This window comes from Pseudomonas sp. TE9122, assembly GCF_056278925.1.
In genome coordinates this window covers 5,851,099-5,873,144 of sequence record NZ_JBWBQI010000001.1, presented here as the reverse complement: position 1 = coordinate 5,873,144, position 22,046 = coordinate 5,851,099, and the positions used below count along the sequence as shown (strand labels likewise).

The 22,046-nt window shown below is 61.3% G+C and carries 19 protein-coding genes; 8 read left to right on the top strand and 11 right to left on the bottom strand.

The features are described from left to right. Positions 1-7 precede the first annotated feature (7 nt). From aroB to ACZ9BE_RS26480, 7 genes are all read right to left on the bottom strand, one after another. Positions 8-1,108: a 3-dehydroquinate synthase gene (gene aroB, locus ACZ9BE_RS26510; RefSeq protein ID WP_041477573.1), complete on the bottom strand. Its 1,101-nt coding sequence runs from the start codon at positions 1,106-1,108 to the stop codon at positions 8-10. Between the two features lie 152 nt (positions 1,109-1,260). Then, positions 1,261-1,779: a shikimate kinase AroK gene (gene aroK, locus ACZ9BE_RS26505; RefSeq protein ID WP_024011270.1), complete on the bottom strand. Its 519-nt coding sequence runs from the start codon at positions 1,777-1,779 to the stop codon at positions 1,261-1,263. Between the two features lie 4 nt (positions 1,780-1,783). Next, on the bottom strand, positions 1,784-3,862 hold the full coding sequence (locus tag ACZ9BE_RS26500; RefSeq protein WP_476250110.1) for a type IV pilus secretin PilQ: 2,079 nt from the start codon (positions 3,860-3,862) through the stop codon (positions 1,784-1,786). 13 nt (positions 3,863-3,875) lie between these two features. Continuing rightward, positions 3,876-4,400 (bottom strand): pilus assembly protein PilP, encoded by a 525-nt coding sequence (locus tag ACZ9BE_RS26495; RefSeq protein ID WP_056787340.1) that lies wholly within the window; start codon positions 4,398-4,400, stop codon positions 3,876-3,878. After that, a complete protein-coding gene (pilO, locus tag ACZ9BE_RS26490) occupies positions 4,397-5,020 on the bottom strand; it encodes a type 4a pilus biogenesis protein PilO (RefSeq protein ID WP_041477570.1) in 624 nt (207 codons plus the stop codon). The genes ACZ9BE_RS26495 and pilO overlap by 4 nt, the downstream gene beginning before the upstream one ends. Next, a complete protein-coding gene (locus ACZ9BE_RS26485; protein ID WP_056787334.1) occupies positions 5,017-5,583 on the bottom strand; it encodes a PilN domain-containing protein in 567 nt (188 codons plus the stop codon). The genes pilO and ACZ9BE_RS26485 overlap by 4 nt, the downstream gene beginning before the upstream one ends. Continuing rightward, positions 5,583-6,647: a pilus assembly protein PilM gene (locus ACZ9BE_RS26480; RefSeq protein WP_056787331.1), complete on the bottom strand. Its 1,065-nt coding sequence runs from the start codon at positions 6,645-6,647 to the stop codon at positions 5,583-5,585. The genes ACZ9BE_RS26485 and ACZ9BE_RS26480 overlap by 1 nt, the downstream gene beginning before the upstream one ends. A 219-nt stretch (positions 6,648-6,866) precedes the next feature. Between ACZ9BE_RS26480 and ACZ9BE_RS26475 the strand changes: the two genes are divergently transcribed. Further along, the gene (locus ACZ9BE_RS26475; RefSeq protein ID WP_476250156.1) at positions 6,867-9,311 is read left to right on the top strand and encodes a penicillin-binding protein 1A; all 2,445 of its coding nucleotides are present in this window, start codon (positions 6,867-6,869) and stop codon (positions 9,309-9,311) included. A 319-nt stretch (positions 9,312-9,630) separates the two neighbouring features. Here the strand turns inward: ACZ9BE_RS26475 and ACZ9BE_RS26470 are convergent, their stop codons facing one another. The 3 genes from ACZ9BE_RS26470 to rpmE form a co-directional block, all read right to left on the bottom strand. Then, positions 9,631-10,899, bottom strand: a complete 1,269-nt coding sequence (locus ACZ9BE_RS26470; protein WP_016772053.1) for a malic enzyme-like NAD(P)-binding protein — start codon at positions 10,897-10,899, stop codon at positions 9,631-9,633. A gap of 184 nt (positions 10,900-11,083) precedes the next feature. Then, positions 11,084-11,866, bottom strand: a complete 783-nt coding sequence (locus ACZ9BE_RS26465; RefSeq protein WP_476250109.1) for a thermonuclease family protein — start codon at positions 11,864-11,866, stop codon at positions 11,084-11,086. A gap of 41 nt (positions 11,867-11,907) precedes the next feature. Further along, positions 11,908-12,129 (bottom strand): 50S ribosomal protein L31, encoded by a 222-nt coding sequence (gene rpmE, locus ACZ9BE_RS26460; protein ID WP_041477565.1) that lies wholly within the window; start codon positions 12,127-12,129, stop codon positions 11,908-11,910. 284 nt (positions 12,130-12,413) lie between these two features. Between rpmE and ACZ9BE_RS26455 the strand changes: the two genes are divergently transcribed. Next, entirely contained in the window at positions 12,414-14,633 is a 2,220-nt protein-coding gene (locus tag ACZ9BE_RS26455) for a primosomal protein N' (RefSeq protein WP_056787322.1), read from the top strand. 118 nt (positions 14,634-14,751) lie between these two features. On the opposite strand, the gene ACZ9BE_RS26450 is transcribed toward ACZ9BE_RS26455, so the two are convergent. Continuing rightward, positions 14,752-14,874, bottom strand: coding sequence for a hypothetical protein (locus ACZ9BE_RS26450; protein ID WP_256579857.1), 123 nt, complete (start codon positions 14,872-14,874; stop codon positions 14,752-14,754). Here ACZ9BE_RS26450 and argS point away from each other — a divergent pair. The 6 genes from argS (at position 14,873) to phaC (ending at position 22,003) form a co-directional block, all read left to right on the top strand. Next, on the top strand, positions 14,873-16,609 hold the full coding sequence (argS, locus tag ACZ9BE_RS26445; RefSeq protein ID WP_041477563.1) for an arginine--tRNA ligase: 1,737 nt from the start codon (positions 14,873-14,875) through the stop codon (positions 16,607-16,609). The two genes, ACZ9BE_RS26450 and argS, sit on opposite strands and share 2 nt — an antisense overlap. Position 16,610: 1 nt before the next feature. Next, positions 16,611-17,321 (top strand): SPOR domain-containing protein, encoded by a 711-nt coding sequence (locus ACZ9BE_RS26440; RefSeq protein ID WP_076565226.1) that lies wholly within the window; start codon positions 16,611-16,613, stop codon positions 17,319-17,321. A 290-nt stretch (positions 17,322-17,611) separates the two neighbouring features. Next, complete coding sequence (gene hslV / locus ACZ9BE_RS26435; RefSeq protein ID WP_007968352.1) at positions 17,612-18,142, top strand: ATP-dependent protease subunit HslV; 531 nt, start codon at positions 17,612-17,614, stop codon at positions 18,140-18,142. 55 nt (positions 18,143-18,197) lie between these two features. After that, complete coding sequence (gene hslU, locus ACZ9BE_RS26430) at positions 18,198-19,535, top strand: ATP-dependent protease ATPase subunit HslU (protein WP_041477561.1); 1,338 nt, start codon at positions 18,198-18,200, stop codon at positions 19,533-19,535. Between the two features lie 153 nt (positions 19,536-19,688). Continuing rightward, positions 19,689-20,066, top strand: a complete 378-nt coding sequence (locus ACZ9BE_RS26425) for a gamma-butyrobetaine hydroxylase family protein (RefSeq protein WP_476250108.1) — start codon at positions 19,689-19,691, stop codon at positions 20,064-20,066. 257 nt (positions 20,067-20,323) lie between these two features. Further along, positions 20,324-22,003, top strand: a complete 1,680-nt coding sequence (gene phaC, locus ACZ9BE_RS26420) for a class II poly(R)-hydroxyalkanoic acid synthase (protein WP_041477559.1) — start codon at positions 20,324-20,326, stop codon at positions 22,001-22,003. Positions 22,004-22,046: the final 43 nt, after the last annotated feature.

Genomic DNA, 22,046 nt, shown 5'->3' with positions numbered 1-22,046 from the left:
AATCGTTTTAACCTTTAAGCTGAGCCAGGGCGCGGTAATCCGCTCCCAGCGTGGCCTGTAGAACCTCTTTCGGATAATCGTCGGTCACTACCGCTTCGCCCATCCGGCGCAGCAGCACCAGGCGCAGACGACCGTCGATCACTTTTTTATCAATTGCCATGTGTTGGAGAAAATCGGCTTCGCTCATCTCTTCAGGCGGAATGACCGGCAGGCCGGCCCGCTGGAACAGACGAATGCCGCGATCACGCTCCTGCTCGCTGATCCAGCCCAGGCGCGCGGACATTTCCAGCGCCATCACCGTGCCCGCCGCGACCGCCTCGCCATGCAGCCAGACACCATAGCCCATGTGGGTTTCGATGGCGTGGCCGAAGGTGTGGCCGAGGTTGAGCGTAGCGCGGACGCCGGTTTCCTTTTCATCGGCGCCGACCACCGCAGCCTTGGCCGCGCAGGAACGCTCGATCGCATAGGTCAGCGCGGTTTGATCCAGCGCGCGCAGGGCGTCGACGTTTTCTTCGAGCCAGGTCAGGAATGGTTCGTCGCAGATCAGGCCGTACTTGATGACTTCCGCCAGGCCCGCCGACAGCTCGCGCTGCGGCAGGGTTTTCAGCGATGCGGTATCGATCAGCACCACGTTCGGCTGATAGAACGCGCCGACCATGTTCTTGCCCAGCGGATGGTTGATGCCGGTCTTGCCGCCGACCGACGAATCGACCTGCGACAGCAGCGTGGTAGGAATCTGGATGAAATCGACACCGCGCTGATAACAGGCGGCGGCGAAACCGGCCATGTCGCCGATCACCCCGCCGCCCAGGGCGATCACGGTGGTGCGGCGGTCATGACGGGCGGTCAGCAGACCGTCGAAAATCAGTTGCAGGGTTTCCCAGTTCTTGAAGGCTTCGCCGTCAGGCAACACCACCGAGATAACCGAAAACTGCGCAAGGCTGCGGGTCAGACGTTCGAGATAGAGCGGCGCGACGGTTTCGTTGGAGATGATTGCCACCTGCCGCCCGTGGATATGCGGCGCCAGCAGTTCCGGCTGATCCAACAGACCTTCGCCAATATGAATCGGGTAGCTGCGCTCGCCTAGATCGACCTTGAGTGTCTGCATGTGTCCCCACAGTGAAGATGGAAGCAGGCGTCCTGCCCTGAAATTATTGGTGTTCTGCGGCCTGTAGCGGTATGACGCCGCTCGCCCGGCATCCGCCACACCCTCGGCGGGCGCTGACAGGACGCCGAGGATAGCGCATTTCGGGCGATGCTTTAACGGGGTGGCAACTGCGCGAGACGGTCGAGAATGTCGAGCACCACCATGCGTGGCGGCCGCTCGTCGGTTTCCACCACCAGATCGGCAATTTCCCGATAAAGCGGATCACGGATCTCGAGCAGGTCGCGCAGGGTTTTCGCCGGATCGGCGGTACGCAGCAGCGGCCGATTGCGGTCGCGGGAGGTGCGGCCGACCTGCTGCTCGACGGAGGCGTGCAGATACACCACGCGCCCGCCTTCATGCAGGGCCTTGCGATTGGCATCACGCATCACCGCGCCGCCGCCGGTCGCCAGCACCACACCATCGAACGCGCACAGCTCGGCGATCATCGCCTGCTCACGGTCACGAAAGCCGGGCTCGCCTTCCTTGTCGAAGATCCATGGGATATTGGCACCCGTGCGCAGCTCAATTTCCTTGTCGGAATCCTTGAACGGCAGGCGCAGCTCTTTGGCCAGCAATCGGCCGATGGTGCTTTTGCCAGCACCCATCGGTCCTACAAGTATCAAATTTCGCACAGAATCAACGACTCACAGCAATCGCCTGGTTATTCATGATACGCGGAGTGAGAAATACCAGCAGCTCGGATTTTTTCTCCGAAACCACATCACGCCGGAAAAGGCGGCCAAGATACGGCACATCGCCAAGAAATGGCACCTTATCTACGACCTTGCTCTGAGTATTTGAAAAAACACCGCCGATTACGATGGTCTCGCCGTCATTTACCAGCACTTTGGCGTTGACCTCGTTTTTCTTGATCGGCGGCACATCCTGCACTTTGTTCAGGTAATCGGGCTCATCCTTGGTGACCTTGACTTCCATGATGATGCGGTTGTCCGGGGTGATCTGCGGGGTGACTTCCAGTGACAGCGAAGCCTCCTTGAACGACACCGAGGTAGCGCCGCTGGAGCTGGCCTCCTGATAGGGAATCTCGGTGCCTTTGAGGATCTTCGCGGTTTCCTTGTCCGAGGTGACCACCTTCGGCTGCGAGACGATTTCGCCATTGCCGGTTTTTTCCATCGCCGTCAGTTCGAGATCCAGCAGTACGTTGTCGGTGATGAAAGCAATGCCGATCCCCGAAGTGTTATTGACCGTGCCCATGTCGACGAACGGCGAGTTGGTGCCGGTGCTGCCCGGCGTACCGATAGTGCTCGACGAACCGTTGACCCCGGAGGCGTTCCAGTTGCCCTTGTTCTGCACCGAACCGCCCCAGCGCACGCCCAGGCTCTTGTCGTAATCGACGTTGGCCTCAACGATGCGCGCCTCGATCATCACCTGGCGCACCGGAATATCCAGCTGGGCGACGATCCGCCGGAGTTCGTCGAGGCGATCCTGGGTCTGGTAGGCAATGATGTTGTTGGTTCGCTCATCGACGGTAATCGAACCGCGCTCGTCGACCTTGGCCTCGGCGCTGGTCACCGACTGGAACAGCTTGGCGATGTCCGCTGCCTTGGCGTAATTGACTTGCAGCAGCTCACGACGCAGGGGCGCCAACTCGGCGATCTGCTTCTGCGATTCCAGTTCCTGACGCTCGCGAGCGGCAATTTCATCGGCCGGCGCGACCAGCAGCACGTTGCCGATCTTGCGCTTGTCCAGCCCCTTGGTTTTCAGCACCAGATCCAGTGCCTGATCCCACGGCACGTTCTGCAGGCGCAAAGTGATACCGCCCTGCACCGTATCGCTCGCCACCAGATTGAGATTGGTGAAGTCCGCGATCAGTTGCAGCACCGAGCGCACGTCGATGTCCTGAAAATTCAGCGAGAGCTTGTCGCCGACATAGGCCTGACGGTCGGCGTTGCGCTTTTGCAGGTCGTCGATGCTCATCGGCCGAACGCTCACGGTGAGCTTGTTGTCGGTCTGGAATGTGGAATAGTCGAAGGTGCCGCTGGGCTCGACGCTGATCACTGCGCGATCACCGGTTACCGCGGCATTGACGAACTGCACCGGCGTGGCGAAATCCTTGACGTCGAGGCGCACGCGCAGCTTTTCCGGCAATTGCGTGCGGGCGAAGCTGAGGATGATCTTGCCATCGTGCTCCTGGATATCCGGGGCGATGGTCGGATCAGAGAGGTCGATGACTACGTTGCCCTCGCCCTCGGTGCCGCGCTGGAAATCGACACCGCGAATCGCCCTGCTGCGTTGCGCGGCTGGTCTGGCCGGTGCCGCAGCGGCCATGGCGGCACGCGGTGCAACGGCAGCCGGGCGCGGCGCTGTCGTGGAGGCGCCCTGACCGACCACCACAAACAGATTATTGCCCTCGACCCGCGTGCTGTACGGCGCCAATTGCGTCAGGCTGACAATCAGCCGCGTACGATCCTTGGCTTCGGCCACCGTTGCGGTACGCGCGTTGCCGCTGCCCAGATCAAGATTCTTGTTGGCCAACTGGCTGGTCACGCCCGGCAGATCCAGTGCAATGCGTGCCGGTGACTCGGTTGTGTAGCCCTTGGGCTGTGGTGGCGGGCCGTCGAATGACAGCTTCAGTTCGACGCGGTCACCCGGCAGCGCGGCAACATCCAGCGCTTTCAAATTGGCCGCCATTACCATCGGTGACACCAGCGCTATCCATAGCGAAAAACCGAGGGTGGAGAAAATCCTGTTCATTGTTCGACTTCCACTATGAGTGCTCTTTCAAAGGAATGGTGCGCGGCCGCTCCAGCCAGGCGCCGGCGCCGTCGGGCACGATCTCCACGACATCGACCTGGGTAGGGCTGATGGCGACAATGCGGCCGTCGTTGCGGCCCAGGTAGTCGCCGACCTTGAGACGATGCACCCCGCCTGCGCCGCGCAACAGCGCAAACGAGCCCGAGGCATTGGCAATCGTGCCGACCATTTCGAACTGCTCGATATTGAACCCTTCAAGGTATTGCTTGACCCGGCTGGGGTCGGGTTTGACGTTGCGCGAGCCGTGCTTCTGCCCGGCCAGATCGACCCGCGCCTGCCGCGAAAACGGGCTGCGCAGGTTGGCGGCGCTGTAAGTGAATGTGGGGTAAGACCGGAATGTCGGCGTTGGTTCAATCCTGCCCGCCGGACGCAGACGCACTTCGTTGAGGTACGCGTCGAGGTCGCTGAAGTCATCACCGCCACCGCAGCCGCTCAGCGCCAGCATCATGGGCAGGACGAGATAACGAATCGGGGTCATTTCTCCAGCCCCTTGTCGTTATAGCGGTACGTCTTGGCAAGAATGCTCATGCGCAGCTTCGTCCCGCCCTCGGGATTGGCTGGCGCCAGTTCGAAATCGTGCAGAGTGACAATTCGTGGCAGCCCGGCGACGCCGCTGACGAAGGTCGCGAGGTCGTGATAGGCGCCTGTCACGGTGATCTGGATCGGCAGCTCGATGTAGAACGGCTGGGTCACTTCCGGCAGCAGCTTGATCTCTTCGAATTCCAGGCCGCTGCCCAGACCGGTGCGAGTGATGTCTTCGAGCAGGCCCGGCACTTCGGTGTCGCTGGGCAATTGCCGCAGCAGCACGCCGAAGGTGTTTTCCATTTCCTTCATTTGCTGGGTATACAGCTCAAGGTTCGCCGACAGCCGCGCCTTGCTGGCGAATTGTTCCTTGAGGGTGGTTTCCTCTTCGCGCTTGAGGTCGAGCTGATTTTCCATATCGCTGATAAAGAAGTAATAGCCAAGCGCGAGGATCAACACCATCACCAGCGCACCGCACAGGGTTTTTACCGCCGGGGGCCAGGAGCCGATGTTGCTGGTGTCGAGGTCGTTGAAATCGATATTGCGCAGGCTTTGCAGCCATTCGGAGGCGTTCATTGCTCGTCCTCCACAACCTTGGGCTGAGTCTGACGGACGGTAAGCTGGAAGACATTAGCCTGTTCGACCTGATCGGCGCTGGTGGCCTTGACCTCATTCAGGCTTGGCGCGTCGAACCAGTCGGACGCGTCGAGATTGCGCATCAGCTCGGAGACCCGGTTGTTCGACTCCGCCGCGCCACTGATGGACAGGGTCTTGCCGGCCATTTTCACATCGGTGAAATACACGCCGTCCGGCAGGGTACGCGCCAGTTGGTCGAAGACCCGCCCGCTGATCTGCCGATTGCCCTGCAGGTCCTGGATGATGCGCATGCGCTCGACCAATTGCTGGCGGCGCGCTTTGAGCTCGCTGATTTGCTTGATGCGTTCGTCGACCACGGCAATCTGTTTGCCGATGTAATCGTTGCGCGCCATTTGCCGCTCGATGGCTGCGGTGATGATCTGGTCGGCAATCAGCACCGCGCCGATCGAGCCGGCCAGCACGCCGATAAGTACCAGCAGAAAGCGTTTGCGCCGTTCTTCGCGGCGTTCCTCGCGCCAGGGGAGAAGGTTGATCCGCGCCATCAGTCGAAACTCCTGAGCGCGAGCCCGCAGGCAATCATCAAGGCTGGCGCGTCGCTGGCCAGCGCTCCTGCGTTGACCTTGCTGCCCAAGGCCATGTCGGCGAATGGGTTGGCGACCTGCGTCGGCGTGTCCAGACGCTGTTCGATCAGACGGTCCAGCCCGGGCACCGAGGCGGTGCCGCCGGCCAACAGGATATGGTCGACCGCGTTGTACTGCCCGGAGGCGAAGAAGAACTGCAGCGAACGCGAGACTTGCTGCACCAGCGCCTCGCGAAATGGCTGCAAGACCTCGCTGACGTAATCGTCAGGCAGCCCGCCCTGTTTTTTCGCCAGGCCCGCCTGTTCGACCGTGAGGCCGTAGCGGCGCTGGATCTCCTCGGTAAGCTGGCGTCCGCCGAATAATTGCTCACGGGTGTAGATGATCTTGCCGTTGTGCAGCACGCTGAGGGTGGTCATCGTCGCACCGATGTCGACCACCGCCACGGTCAGGCGCTCCTGGGAGGCCGCCAGATGCGTCGCCAGCAGACCGAACGAGCGCTCGAGGGCGTAGGCCTCGACGTCCACCACCCGCGCGGTCAGGCCGGCGAGCGCCAGCGCCGCTTCACGCACCTCGACGTTTTCCTTGCGACAGGCGGCAAGCAGCACGTTGACCCGATCCGGGTTGCGCGGCGAGACGCCCTGGACTTCAAAATCGATGGCGACTTCGTCCAGCGGATAGGGAATGTATTGGTCGGCCTCGATCTTGAGCTGGTTTTCCAGTTCGTCGTCGGACAGCCCGGCGTCCATCTCGATGACCTTGGTGATCACCGCAGAACCGGCCACCGCCACCGCCACGCTCTTGACCCCGGTTCGCGCTTTCACCAGCAACCGGCTCAGCGCCTGGCCGACGCCTTCGAGGTCGGCGATGTTCTTTTCGACCACGGCGTTCGCCGGCAACGGCTCCACCGCATAGGCCTCGACCCGGTAGCGCTCGCCCTGACGGCTCAGTTCCAGCAGCTTCACCGACGTGGAGCTGATGTCGATCCCCAGTAACGCATTGGTCTTTTTATTGAAGAGTCCCAGCACTACCAATTCCCTATGACTTTCCGTGAGTTACGGACTCTGTAATACGCATTGCGTTCCTTCACCCCCGTCTTGACAGAAGCGCCAATGACGCCCCCGACGGAAAAGTGCTTATAATGCCCAGCGATTTTTTCCGCTTTTTACTGCCAGCGCGGATGGCTCTGTGTGTAACCGCAGCCCCGTGCCAAATTCATTCTTTGCCCTGGATGTCCAAAAGCCTTGATTCGTCTGCTGAAATTTTTCGGTTGGTCCATCGTCGCCGTTTTCTGCGGACTGCTCTTAGGTCTCAGCGGCGCCTTTCTTTACCTTAGTCCGGGTTTGCCGTCTGTGGAGGCGCTGAGAAGCATTCAGTTGCAGATTCCTCTGCGCGTCTACAGCAGCGACAACAAGTTGATCGCAGAATTTGGCGAAATGCGCCGTACACCGATTCGTTTCGCCGACATTCCGCCCAACTTCATCAATGCGTTACTAAGTGCTGAAGACGACAATTTTGCCAACCACTATGGCGTCGACCCGAGCAGCCTGATGCGCGCGGCGACGCAACTGGTCAAGAGCGGACATATTCAGTCCGGCGGCAGCACCATCACCATGCAGGTGGCGAAGAACTTCTTCCTCACCAGCGAGCGCAGCTTCTCGCGTAAAACCACAGAAATTCTCCTCGCCTTGCAGATCGAGCGACAGCTGACCAAGGACGAGATTCTTGAGCTGTACGTCAACAAGATCTACCTGGGCAACCGCGCCTACGGCATCGAGGCGGCGGCGCAGGTGTATTACGGCAAATCGATCCGTGACATCAGCCTGGCGCAGATGGCGATGATCGCCGGTCTGCCAAAAGCACCGTCGCGTTTCAACCCGCTGGCCAACCCGGCGCGCAGTAAAGAACGCCGCGACTGGATCCTCGGGCGCATGTACAAGCTGGGCAAGATCAGCGAAGCCGACTACACCGCCGCGATCAACGAGCCATTGAACGCCAGCTATCACGTACCGACCCCGGAAGTGAACGCACCGTACATCGCCGAAATGGCCCGTGCCGAAATGGTCGGCCGTTATGGCAGCGACGCCTACACCGAAGGTTTCCGCGTCACCACCACAGTGCCGAGCAATCTGCAGGAAATGGCCAACACCGCGCTGCACGAAGGCTTGATGACCTACGACCAGCGCCACGGCTACCGTGGCCCCGAGTCGCGCCTGCCGGGCAAGACCCGCGAAGCCTGGGCCAGCGAGCTGACCAAGCAGCGCACCATCAGCAGCCTCGAACCTGCGATCGTCACCCAGGTCGATAAAACCGGCCTGCAGGTGTTGACCCGCACCGGTGAAGAGCACGTAGCCTGGGACACGATGAAATGGGCGCGACCGTTCCTCAACACCAACAGCATGGGCGCCAACCCGCGCCAGCCGTCGGATGTGGCGCAGGTCGGTGATTTGATCCGCGTGCAGCGCCAGACGGACAATTCGCTGAAATTCAGCCAGATACCACAGGCTCAGGGCGCACTGGTGTCGCTGGATCCGCAAAACGGTGCGATCCGTTCGCTGGTGGGTGGCTTCGCTTTCGAGCAGAGCAACTACAACCGCGCCATGCAGGCCAAGCGTCAGCCGGGTTCGAGCTTCAAGCCATTCGTTTACAGCGCCGCGCTGGATAACGGCTACACCGCTGCCAGCCTGGTCAACGATGCGCCGATCGTGTTCGTCGACGAGTACCTGGACAAGGTCTGGCGCCCGAAGAACGACACCAACACCTTCCTCGGCCCGATCCGCCTGCGTGAAGCGCTGTACAAGTCGCGCAACCTGGTGTCGATCCGCCTGTTGCAGGCCATGGGCGTGGGCAAGACCATCGACTACATCACCCGCTTCGGCTTCAACAAGCAGGACCTGCCGCCGAACCTGTCGCTGGCACTCGGCACCGCAACGCTGACGCCGATGGAAATCGCCACTGGCTGGAGCACCTTTGCCAACGGTGGCTACAAGATCACCCCGTACATCATCGACAAGATCGAAAGCCGTAACGGTGACACTTTGTTCGTCGCCAACCCGCCGACCGTGCCACAGGGTGGCGCGGCGACCGACGGTATCGCTGCGCCGGCTACCGAGTCGTTCACGGTCAATGCCGCTCCGGTTGCCGGTGAAGCGTCGGGCAATCCGGTAGTGCCGCAAGCGCCGGCCGTGGCCGAACGGATTGTCGATGGACGTACCACCTACATCCTCAACAGCATGCTGCAAGACGTAATTAAACTCGGCACCGGCCGCCGTGCGCTGGCCATGGGCCGCAGTGACATCGCCGGCAAGACCGGTACCACCAACGAATCGAAAGATGCCTGGTTCTCTGGCTACAACGCTGATTACGTAACCACCGTGTGGACCGGTTTCGACCAGCCGGAAAGCCTCGGACGCCGTGAGTTCGGCGGTACTGTGGCGCTGCCAATCTGGATGAATTACATGTCGGCCGCGCTGAAAGACAAGCCGCCGCATGTGCAGCCTGAGCCAGAAGGCTTGCTCAGCCTGCGGGTAGACCCGGTCAGCGGCCGTGCAGCAACACCGAGCACACCGGGCGCATACTTCGAACTGTTCAAGGCCGAAGACACGCCGCCATCGGTGAACGAGCTGGGCAACGGCGCCGTGCCAGGCAGCCCGCTGCCGGCGGATGAACAGGCGCCGATCGATTTGTTCTGATCCTGATGCCGCAAAAAGGCCCCGTCTTCGTGAGAAGTGCGGGGCTTTTTATTACCCGAAGATCAAAAGCCCCTCACCCTAACCCTCTCCCAGAGGGAGAGGGGACTTACCGAGTTGTCTGGGGTCAAACACCGACCTGAAAGTGTGGTGTCGATTATGGATTCAAAACCATACATTCAGGTCGGCGTAGCTCCCAAGCGTCCCCCAATCAGTCCCCTCTCCCTCTGGGAGAGGGTTAGGGTGAGGGGCTCTTGATCTTCAGGCAAAAAAAACCCCGACTCTCACGAGCCGGGGCTTTTGTTTGAAACGCTACAACGACTTAGCCGTTGAACACGTCATCCACGCTTTTCAGCGGGTAGTTCTTCGGATACGGCAGAGTAGCAACGCCGGTCTCGATCGCGGCCTTGGCCACGGCGTCGGAGATCAGGGTGATCAGGCGCTTGTCCATTGGCTTCGGAATGATGTACTCACGGCCGAACTCCAGCGGAGCACCGCCGTAGGCATCGCACACGTCCTGTGGAACAGGCAGTTTGGCCAGTTCGCGCAGGGCGTTGGCGGCGGCGACTTTCATTTCTTCGTTGATGCGCTTGGCGCGAACGTCCAGGGCACCACGGAAGATGAACGGGAAGCCCAGGACGTTGTTGACCTGATTCGGGTAGTCCGAACGGCCGGTTGCCATGATCACATCGCTACGGGTGGCGTGCGCCAGTTCCGGGGAGATTTCCGGATCCGGGTTGGAGCAGGCGAACACGATCGGGTTGGCCGCCATCGACAGCAGGCCTTCGGCGCTCAGCAGGTTCGGACCGGACAGACCGACGAATACGTCAGCGCCTGCCAGTGCGTCTGCCAGGGTGCGCTTCTCGGTAGCGTGGGCGAACACGGCTTTGTACTGGTTCAGGTCGTCACGGCCGGAGTGGATCACGCCGGTACGGTCAACCATGAAGATGTTTTCGATGCGAGCGCCCATGCTCACCAGCAGTTTCATGCAGGAGATGGCGGCAGCGCCGGCGCCCAGGCAGACGATTTTTGCTTCCGGCAGGGTTTTGCCAGCGATTTCCAGGGCGTTGATCATGCCGGCAGCGGTCACGATCGCGGTGCCGTGCTGGTCATCGTGGAACACCGGAATGTCGCACTGCTCGATCAGAGCGCGTTCGATCTCAAAGCACTCTGGCGCCTTGATGTCTTCCAGGTTGATGCCACCGAAGGTGATGGAGATGCGCTTGACGGTGTCGATGAAGGCTTGCGGGCTTTCCGAGTCGACTTCGATGTCGAATACGTCGATGCCGGCGAAGCGCTTGAACAGCACGCCCTTGCCTTCCATCACAGGCTTGGAAGCCAATGGGCCGAGGTTGCCCAGGCCCAGAATCGCGGTGCCATCGGAAATGACTGCCACCAGGTTGCCCTTGCCGGTGTATTTGTAGGCCAGTTCAGGATCGCGAGCGATCTCGCGTACTGGTTCAGCTACGCCGGGGCTGTAGGCCAGCGACAGGTCGCGGGCGGTAGCAGTGGCCTTGGTGAGCTCGACACTCAGCTTCCCCGGACGAGGATTGGCGTGGTATTCGAGAGCGGCAGTTTTCAGATCAGACATTTTGGCATTCCGCTTTTTTACTGTTGGACAGACTGGTCAGCGAGGATACGCGCCTCGCAAAGTCCCCACAAGACTGGGCAGTCACCGCTGTCAAGCGCCCTGCCCTACGACTTTGGGCCAAGAGCCACGGCGCACAAGGGCTGGACTGTTCACAATCAGCTGTAAAAATGTCTACAATTTTTCTTCAACGCGGTACGTGCAGCATCGAAGGATCGGTCAACGGCAACAACCAGCGCGCCTGACCTTTTTGCAATCCACCGCGCCGGGTTCGGTCAACCACCCAGCCACGCGCCTCGATCTGCCTGCCTTTCAGTGCTTCCAGACCAGTACTGTCAAATCGTCCGAGCAGATTGGGTGCAACCCGCAATACAACCCTGTCCTGCAACTCGATCCAGATTCCGCCGCGATTGCGCTGCACCTTGCTCACCCGACCGCTGACTACGGCAAAGCCTGAACGCTGGATCTCCTGCGCTTTCTGCACCGGCGATTGCCGCCAGAGACCAAGCCCGGCCTGTCGAGCGCTGCGTTCGGCGGCGTGCTGGCAGGCGACCAGGTCGACATTCGGCGCGACTGCAACGTGAAAACCCAGGCCATCGGCAAGCATTTGCGCTTCGAGATTCACTCCGCTGGCGCTGTAAACATGCGCGAGCGTACGGCCGTAATGGTCTTTCGCCTGCTTGCCGGGCCGCAAGCCGACCCGGCCGCCGCTCTCATCCACCAGCGCTTGCAGGCGTTTACGCGCCGCCACGGCGAAGGGTTCGTCGCTGCGGCCCTGCTTGCCCAGTTCCGGCGTATTGAGGCCGATCATGCGCACATTGCGCCCGTCGCTCAGGCGCAGGGTGTCGCCATCGACCACCCGCTGCACGCTGACGCTGGTCAGCCCTGCGGGTGTCGGGCAGAACGCCTGGGCGGCGGACAGCCAAATCGCAGACACAAAAAAGGCGCCCGCAAGGGACGCCTTTTTCATCAGTCTGGAGAAGTCGAAACGACCATCCAAAATGATCAGCCTCAGGCTTTTTTGCCGACGCCGAAAGTAGCGAAACGGTCTGCGAACTTCTGCACACGGCCGCCGGTGTCCAGAGTCTTCTGCTTACCGGTGTAGAACGGGTGGCATTCGTTGCAAACGTCGATCGCCAGGGCTTTGCCGTAGGTCGAACGAGTTTCGAACTTGTTACCGCAGCTGCAGGTAACAGCAATTTCCGGGTAGTTCGGATGGATATCGGCTTTCATGGTGTCTTCCTCAGGCTAGCGTGCCGCCACCCAACACTATTGTTGAATACCGCACGTAATTAGGCCGCGGATTCTACCAGACCTTTTCAATCGCGCAAGCTGTCACCGAGACCGACCGTCTGCTAGGCTCCCGGCCTTGAACGCACTTCCCTGTGGGAGCGAGCCTGCTCGCGAAGGCGCCATGGCAGTCGACACATGTGTTGCCTGACCCACCGCCTTCGCGAGCAGGCTCGCTCCCACAGGTCATGCATATCCGATCATTTTGCGTATCGAGATCCCCCCGCGTGCCCGACGCCATTTTGCGCCTTGCCCTGCCTTCGCCTCTGCGCCGCCTGTTCGATTACCGGGCGCCGGCCGGGGTGCGGCGTGAGCAATTGCAGCCGGGCATGCGCTTGCGGGTGCCGTTCGGTCGGCGCGAGATGATCGGGATTCTGGTCGAGGTCACCGACACCAGCGAGGTGCCGGCAGAAAAACTCAAACCGGCACTGGCCCTCCTCGACTCGACTTCACCGCTGCCGCCGGCGCTGTTCAAGCTGTGCCTGTGGACGGCGCAGTATTATCAGCACAGCCTCGGCGACACCTTGAACTGGGCCTTGCCAGTGCTGCTGCGTCAGGGCGAGCTGGCCGAAGCCCGCCAGGAACGCTTCTGGTCGGTGGCCCCCGGCGCCAGCGTCGATGACCCGCGAGTCGCCCGTGCGCCACGCCAGCGCGAGGCGCTGACCACGCTGGCCCAGCACCCCCACGGCGTCGCCCATCAGTTGTTGAGCAAACTGATGCTGAGCAAGGACAGCCTCGATCTGCTGCTGGCCAAGGGGCTGGTGCAGGTCGAAATCCGCCGCCACGCCCCCGGCGCTCGCCATGAACATTGGCTGGCGCAACCGGAGCTGCCGCTCAACAGCGAACAACGCGCGGCGTATGAAGCGATTCGCGCCGGTTTCGACAGTTATCACGCGTTTCTCCTGGCCGGCGTCACCGGCAGCGGCAAGACCGAAGTCTATCTGCAACTGATCCGCGAAACCCTCGAAGCCGGCAAGCAAGCCTTGGTGCTGATTCCGGAGATCAACCTCGGCCCGCAAACCCTGGCGCGTTTCGAACAGCGCTTCAATGCGCGTATCGCCCTGCTGCATTCGGCAGTGAATGATCGCGAACGCCTCGACGCGTGGCTCGCCGCCCGTGATGGCGAGGCCGACATTATTATCGGCACCCGTTCGGCGCTGTTCACGCCGATGAAAAATCCCGGGCTGATCATCATCGATGAAGAGCACGACGGTTCCTATAAACAGCAGGAAGGTCTGCGCTACCACGCTCGCGATCTGGCGCTGGTGCGCGCGCGGCAGGAAAACATCCCGATCGTGCTCGGCTCCGCCACGCCGTCGCTGGAAAGTCTGCACAACGCTTACACCGGCCGCTACGGCCTGTTGCGTCTGAACGAGCGCGCCGGCGGCGCCAAGCAACCGCGCTTCCTGCGGCTGGACGTGAAAAGCCGTCCGCTCGACAGCGGTATTTCCGGGCCGATGCAGCAAGCCATCGGCCAGACCCTCGCCAACGGCCAGCAGGTGCTGGTGTTCCTCAACCGTCGCGGCTTTGCCCCGACCCTGCTCTGCCACGATTGCGGCTGGATGTCCGAGTGCTCGCGCTGCGATGCGCGCATGACCGTGCATCAACGTTACGGCGAGTTGCGCTGCCACCACTGCGGCAACGTCGAGCGCACGCCGCGCCAGTGCCCGAAGTGCAGCAAGGTCGATCTGCGCCCCGTCGGCGCCGGCACCGAACGCGCCGAAGAACGCCTGGCGATTCTGTTCCCGGATTACCCGGTACTGCGCGTCGATCGCGACAGCACCTCGCGCAAGGACGCGATGAATCAGCTGTTTGCGACGATTCAAAAGGGTCAGCCGTGCATTCTGGTGGGCACGCAGATGTTGGCCAAAGGGCACCATTTCCCAAGGGTGACGCTGGTATCGATTCTGGATGCCGACGGTGGCCTGTTTTCCGGCGACTTCCGCGCCAGCGAGCGCATGGCGCAGTTGATCGTCCAGGTCGCCGGGCGCGCCGGCCGGGCTGAGGAGCCGGGCAGGGTGATCATCCAGACGCATTTGGCCGACCACCCTTTATTGGTGCAACTGACCGAGCAAGGATATTTCGCCTTTGCCGAACAAGCCTTGAGCGAGCGCCGCGCCGCGGGGTTGCCGCCGTTTGCCCATTTGGCGCTGTTGCGTGCCGAAGCGCACAAGCCGGGGCAGGCGGAAGGCTTTCTCGATGAAGCGTGCAGCGCGGCCGAACGCTTGCTGGCCGAATTGAATCTGAGCGGCATCGAGTTGCTCGGGCCGGTGCCGGCGCCGATGGAGCGCCGAGCCGGGCGTTATCGCGCCCAGCTGTTGTTACAGGCGACCGCGCGGGCACCGCTGCACCGGTTGCTGGCGAGCTGGATGCTGGTGCTGGAGCAGATGCCGAGTGGGCGGGCGGTGCGCTGGTCGCTGGATGTTGATCCGGTGGATCTGTATTGAGCTGAAGATCGCTTTCGCGAGCAGGCTCGCTCCCACAGTGGATCAGCGCCGTACATACCTTGTGTGTCCTGCGCAAAACCTTGTGGGAGCGAGCCTGCTCGCGAAAGCGGACTTTTTCTCACCACATATCCATAAGCTGCCTGCTAAGGTTGGCAAGCCCGTCTTCGCAACGGATAATGCCCAGTTTTTCCACCCGCGCATCGATGCGCCCGCCGCGCTTGCGGTCGAAAGAGAAGACCATGAAAGACACCATTCGCCAGCTGATCCAGCAAGCCCTCACCCAACTCGTCAACGAAGGTGTGTTGCCTGAAGGCCTGACGCCGGCGATCCAGGTGGAGAACGCCCGCGACAAGACCCACGGCGACTTCGCCAGCAACATCGCCATGATGCTGGCCAAGCCGGCCGGCATGAAGCCACGGGATCTGGCGGAGAAAATCATCGCCGCACTGCCCGCTGACGAGAACGTCACCAAGGCCGAAATCGCCGGCCCGGGCTTCATCAATTTTTTCCAGAACACCCAGGCACTGGCCTCGCGCCTCGACGCCGCACTGGCCGACGCCCATGTCGGCGTGCGCAAGGCCGGCCCGGCGCAGCGCACCGTGGTCGATCTGTCGGCGCCGAACCTGGCCAAAGAGATGCACGTCGGCCACTTGCGCTCGACCATCATCGGCGACGGCGTGGCCCGCGTGCTTGAGTTCCTCGGCGACGAAGTGATCCGCCAGAACCACGTCGGCGACTGGGGCACCCAGTTCGGCATGTTGATGGCGTACCTGCAGGAAAACCCGATCACCAGCGACGAATTGTCCGATCTGGAAAACTTCTACCGTGCGGCCAAGCAGCGTTTCGACGAGTCCGAAGAATTTGCCGATCGCGCCCGTGGCCTGGTGGTCAAGTTGCAGGCTGGCGATGCCGAATGCCTGGCACTGTGGACCAAGTTCAAGGACATCTCGCTGTCGCACTGCCAGAAGATCTACGAACTGCTCAACGTCAAACTGACCATGGCCGACGTGATGGGCGAAAGCGCCTACAACGACGACCTGATCAACGTGGTCAACGACCTGAAAGCAGCGGGCATGCTGGTCGAGAGCAACGGCGCCCAGTGCGTGTTCCTCGACGAGTTCAAGAACGCCGATGGCGACCCGCTGCCGGTGATCATCGTCAAGGCCGATGGCGGTTACCTGTACGCCACCACTGACCTGGCGGCCGTGCGTTACCGCAGCGGCAAGCTCAAGGCTGATCGCGCGCTGTATTTCGTCGACCAGCGTCAGGCCCTGCACTTCCAGCAGGTTTTCGCTGTGGCGCGCAAGGCCGGTTTCGTCACCCATCCGATGGAAATGGAACACATGGGTTTCGGCACCATGAACGGCGCCGATGGCCGTCCGTTCAAGACCCGTGATGGCGGCACTGTGAAGCTGATCGACCTGCTCACCGAAGCCCAGGAACGCGCCTACAACCTGGTGAAAGAGAAGAACCCGACCCTGGCCGAAGACGAATTGCGCAACATCGCCAAGGTCGTCGGCATCGGCGCGGTGAAATACGCCGACCTGTCCAAGCATCGCACCAGCGACTACAGCTTCAACTTCGACCTGATGCTCAACTTCGAAGGCAACACCGCGCCGTATCTGCTGTACGCCTACACCCGCGTGGCCGGTGTGTTCCGCAAACTGGGCAAGGACTTCAGCGAAGTCGACGGCCAGATCGTCCTCGAAGCGGCGCACGAGCAAGAGCTGGCGGCGAAGCTGGCGCAGTTCGGCGAAGTGTTGAACAACGTGGCTGAAAAAGGCACGCCGCACATTCTCTGCACCTACCTGTACGACGTCGCCGGCCTGTTCTCCAGCTTTTACGAGAACTGCCCGATCCTCGCCGCCGACACCCCGGCACAGATGCAGAGCCGTCTGCGCCTGGCCGCACTGACCGGTCGCACCCTCAAGCAAGGCCTGGAGCTGTTGGGTCTGGAAACTCTGGAGCGTATGTAAGTTGGCTGCCAAGAAAAAACCTGCACCCAAACGCGGCGCCAGCCGCTATCAGGCCCCGGCGAAACAACCGATTCCGGGCTGGCTGTGGATGGCCATCGGCCTGACCGTCGGCGCGTTCATCGTGTTTCTGATGAAACTGGAACCGGGCAAGGGCAGCGACACGGTCAAGCGCGAGAAGGTCGAACAGCAGCAGAAAGCGTCAAAGATCGCCGAGGCCAACAAGACCCCGCCGAGCCCGACGCAACCGGTGAAGCCGAAGTACGACTTCTACACCCTGCTGCCGGAATCGGAAGTGATCGTGCCGCCGGACGCGGTGCCGGAGAAGACCCTGCCGACGCCGCAAGTGCCGGCCGTCCCGACCACGCCGGTAACCCCGGCCGAAGCGGCGAAGATCGACACCGCACGGGCTCAAGCGGCTCTGGCCGGGATCACGCCGCCGCCAGCGCCACCGGTGAGCAAGGCCGCGCCAGTGACCAAGTTTTTCCTCCAGGCCGGTTCGTTCCGCAAGGAAACCGATGCCGACAAGGTTCGCGCGCAGATCATTCTGCTCGGCCAAGCCGTGTCGGTGGAGTCCGGCACGGTCAAGGATGAAACCTGGTATCGCGTGCTGGTCGGCCCGTTCAGCAACCGTGAACAACTGACCACGGCGCAGAAACAACTGGCTGGTGCCGGCTTCAGCAACCTGTTGTTACAACAACGCCAGAGCCGCTAAGGCTCTCAGAGGTCAGCTGCAACTTGCAGGTGACCTTCAAACTTTGTGGCGAGGGGATTTATCCCCGTTTGGCTGCGGAGCAGCCCTGAAACCAGCCATTGCGGTGCAGCAGGCATACCGCAAATGATGGTTTCGCGACTGCTCCGCAGCCGAACGGGGATAAATCCCCTCGCCACAGTCATCACACACACCATTCGTCTCCCATCGTCCCTGCCGGTTGAAATCCCCTCCAGCACCCCCATATGAATGGGCATAAGGCATTTTCGCCCCGCTGCGTGGAGACTCTTCCCTTGACCACCATCGTTTCAGTCCGCCGCCACGGCAAAGTCGTCATGGGCGGCGACGGCCAGGTTTCTCTCGGCAACACCGTGATGAAAGGCAACGCCAAAAAAGTCCGTCGCCTGTACCACGGCCAGGTCATCGCCGGTTTCGCCGGTGCCACCGCCGACGCCTTCACCCTGTTCGAACGTTTCGAAGGCCAGCTCGAAAAACATCAGGGTCACCTGATCCGCGCCGCCGTCGAACTCGCCAAAGAATGGCGCACCGACCGCTCCCTGAGCCGCCTCGAAGCGATGCTCGCGGTCGCCAACAAGGACGCCTCGCTGATCATCACCGGCAACGGTGACGTGGTCGAACCCGAAGATGGCCTGATCGCCATGGGTTCCGGCGGCGCCTACGCGCAAGCCGCCGCCAGCGCCCTGCTGAAAAAGACCGACCTGTCGGCGCGCGAGATCGTCGAAACCGCTCTCGGCATCGCCGGCGACATCTGTGTATTCACCAACCACACCCAGACCATTGAGGAGCAGGATCTCGCTGAATAAGCCTGTTGCGGCCCGTGTGCCACGGCTTGTTTCTGCTTGAGGACCGTCAATTACTATGTCCATGACTCCCCGCGAAATCGTCCACGAACTCAACCGCCATATCATCGGCCAGGACGATGCCAAGCGCGCCGTCGCGATTGCCCTGCGCAACCGCTGGCGCCGCATGCAGCTGCCTGAAGAGCTGCGCGTTGAGGTGACCCCGAAGAACATCCTGATGATCGGCCCGACCGGTGTCGGTAAAACCGAGATCGCCCGTCGCCTGGCGAAACTGGCCAATGCGCCGTTCATCAAGGTCGAAGCGACCAAATTCACCGAAGTCGGTTATGTCGGCCGTGACGTCGAGTCGATCATCCGTGATCTGGCCGATGCCGCGATCAAGATGCTCCGCGAACAGGAAATGACCCGCGTACGCCACCGCGCCGAAGACGCTGCCGAGGACCGCATCCTCGACGCGTTGCTGCCGCCGGCACGCATGGGCTTCAGCAATGAAGAGGCGCAGAGTTCCGATTCCAACACGCGTCAGCTGTTCCGCAAGCGTCTGCGCGAAGGCCAGTTGGACGACAAGGAAATCGAGATCGAAGTCGCCGAAGTCTCCGGCATCGAGATCGCCACGCCGCCAGGCATGGAAGAGATGACCAACCAGCTGCAATCGCTGTTTGCCAACATGGGCAAGGGCAAGAAGAAGTCGCGCAAGCTCAAGGTCAAGGAAGCGCTGAAACTGGTGCGCGATGAAGAAGCCGGGCGTCTGGTCAACGAAGAAGAACTGAAGGCCAAGGCGCTGGAAGCGGTCGAGCAGCACGGTATCGTCTTCATCGACGAGATCGACAAGGTCGCCAAGCGCGGCAATGTCGGCGGCGCCGATGTCTCCCGCGAAGGCGTACAGCGCGACCTGCTGCCGCTGATCGAAGGCTGCACCGTCAACACCAAGCTGGGCATGGTCAAGACTGACCACATCCTTTTCATCGCCTCCGGCGCGTTCCACTTGAGCAAGCCAAGCGATCTGGTGCCGGAGCTGCAAGGTCGTCTGCCGATCCGCGTCGAGCTCAAGGCCCTGAGCCCGGAAGACTTCGAACGCATCCTCAGCGAACCGCACGCCTCGCTCACCGAGCAATACTGCGCGCTGCTGAAAACCGAAGGCCTGAACATCCAGTTCCAGCCCGAGGGCATCAAGCGTCTGGCGGAGATCGCCTGGCAGGTCAACGAGAAGACCGAGAACATCGGTGCCCGTCGCCTGCACACCCTGCTTGAGCGTCTGCTCGAAGAGGTGTCGTTCAGCGCCGGCGACCTGGCCAGCGCCCACGATGACAAGGCGATTCTGATCGACGCCGACTACGTCAACAGCCACCTCGGCGAATTGGCGCAGAACGAAGATCTGTCCCGTTATATCCTGTAAGCCATACTTACAGCGGTAGCGGACCCTGTGGGAGCGAGCCTGCTCGCGAAGAGGTCGTGTCAGTCGGTATCAATGCCGTCTGAACCGCCGCTTTCGCGAGCAGGCTCGCTCCCACATTTGAATCAGGGTCGCCCACACATCGGACGCCAGCCCATGAATCGAATCCCCTCCGACATCAAACTGCACAAAGCCTCGAAAACCCTGACGCTCACTTACGCGTCCGGCGAGGAATTCACCCTGCCCGCCGAGTTCCTGCGCGTGCACTCCCCTTCTGCCGAGGTCCAGGGCCACGGCAAACCGATCCTGCAATTCGGCAAGCTCAACGTGGGTCTGAGCAAGCTGGAACCGGCTGGCAACTACGCACTGAAACTGACCTTCGACGACGGTCATGACAGCGGCCTGTTCACCTGGGAATACCTCTATGAACTCGGCAAGCGCCAGAACGAACTCTGGGACGATTATCTTGCCGAGCTGCGCGCGGCCGGAAAATCCCGCGATCCGAACGAGTCGTTCGTCAAGCTGCTGCTCTAGGCCGTGGCTCTCGCTCTTTAGAGGGCATTTTCTAACTTCATCTGTTTGAATGCTCCGCGCATATGGCCCCGGATCGGCCGCTTGCGAAAAAAATTAAACTCGGGTAACCAATGGAGCTGGCAAGTTCCCTGCAGTGCTCTACGACTGTAAAGCAGCTATGCAGAATCAACGGTCACCCGAGCAGTAGTACCCGGCATTGGCTGTGGAAGCGACAGCGTGAAACCGGGTACTCGTCTCAGGACAATGGAGCGTCGTAGATGAGTGACAAGAATAACGATGACCTGAAGTACCAAGCCTCGGAAAACACTCTGGGGCTTAACCCCGTCGTCGGGCTGCGCGGAAAGGATCTGCTGGCCTCTGCTCGGATGGTGCTGAAACAGGCCATCCGACAACCGATTCACAGCGTCAGGCACGTGACCCATTTCGGCCTCGAGCTGAAAAACGTGCTGCTGGGTAAGTCCGCGCTGCAACCGGCCGGTGATGACCGCCGTTTCGCCGACCCGGCGTGGAGCCAGAACCCGCTGTACAAACGTTATCTGCAAACCTACCTGGCCTGGCGCAAGGAACTGCATGCCTGGATCGATGACAGCAGCCTGTCCCCCAAGGACATCGCTCGCGGGCATTTCGTCATCAACCTGATGACCGAAGCCATGGCGCCGACCAACACGGCGGCCAACCCGGCGGCGGTAAAACGCTTCTTCGAAACCGGCGGCAAAAGCCTGCTCGATGGTCTCTCGCATCTGGCCAAGGATCTGGTGCACAACGGCGGCATGCCGAGCCAGGTCAACATGGGCGCGTTCGAAGTCGGCAAGAGCCTCGGCGTCACCGAAGGCGCGGTGGTGTTCCGCAATGATGTGCTGGAGCTGATCCAGTACCGGCCGATCACCGAGCAGGTCCACGAACGCCCACTGCTGGTAGTGCCGCCGCAGATCAACAAGTTCTACGTCTTCGACTTGAGCCCGGACAAGAGTCTGGCGCGCTTCTGCCTGCGCAACAATGTGCCGACCTTCATCATCAGCTGGCGCAACCCGACCAAGGCCCAGCGCGAATGGGGCCTGTCTACCTACATCGAAGCGCTGAAAGAAGCCGTCGATGTGGTCACCGCGATCACCGGCAGCAAAGACGTCAACATGCTCGGCGCCTGCTCCGGCGGCATCACCTGCACCGCCCTGCTTGGCCACTACGCCGCGCTCGGCGAGAACAAGGTCAACGCCCTCACCCTGCTGGTCAGCGTGCTCGACACCACCCTGGACAGCGACGTCGCCCTGTTCGTCGATGAGCAGACCCTGGAGACCGCCAAGCGCCACTCCTACCAGGCCGGCGTGCTCGAAGGCAAAGACATGGCCAAGGTCTTCGCCTGGATGCGCCCCAACGATCTGATCTGGAACTACTGGGTCAACAACTACCTGCTCGGCAACGAGCCGCCGGTGTTCGACATCCTGTTCTGGAACAACGACACCACCCGCCTGCCCGCTGCGTTCCACGGCGACCTGATCGAGATGTTCAAAAACAATCCACTGATCCGTCCCAATGCACTGGAAGTGTGCGGCACGCCGATCGACCTCAAGCAGGTCACCGCCGACATCTTCTCGCTGGCCGGCACCAACGATCACATCACGCCATGGAAGTCCTGCTACAAGTCGGCGCAGCTGTTCGGCGGAAAAGTAGAATTCGTGCTGTCGAGCAGCGGCCATATCCAAAGCATCCTCAACCCGCCGGGCAATCCGAAATCGCGTTACATGACCAGCGAAGAGATGGCGGCGACTGCCGATGACTGGCAGGAAAACTCGACCAAGCACACCGATTCCTGGTGGCTGTACTGGCAGGCATGGCTGGCCGAGCGCTCGGGCAACCTGAAAAAGGCCCCGACGAAATTGGGCAACAAAGCGTACCCGGCAGGCGAGGCTTCGCCGGGCACTTATGTTCACGAACGGTAACTGACAGCACCCATTGTGGGAGAGGGCCTTGTGGCGAGGGGAT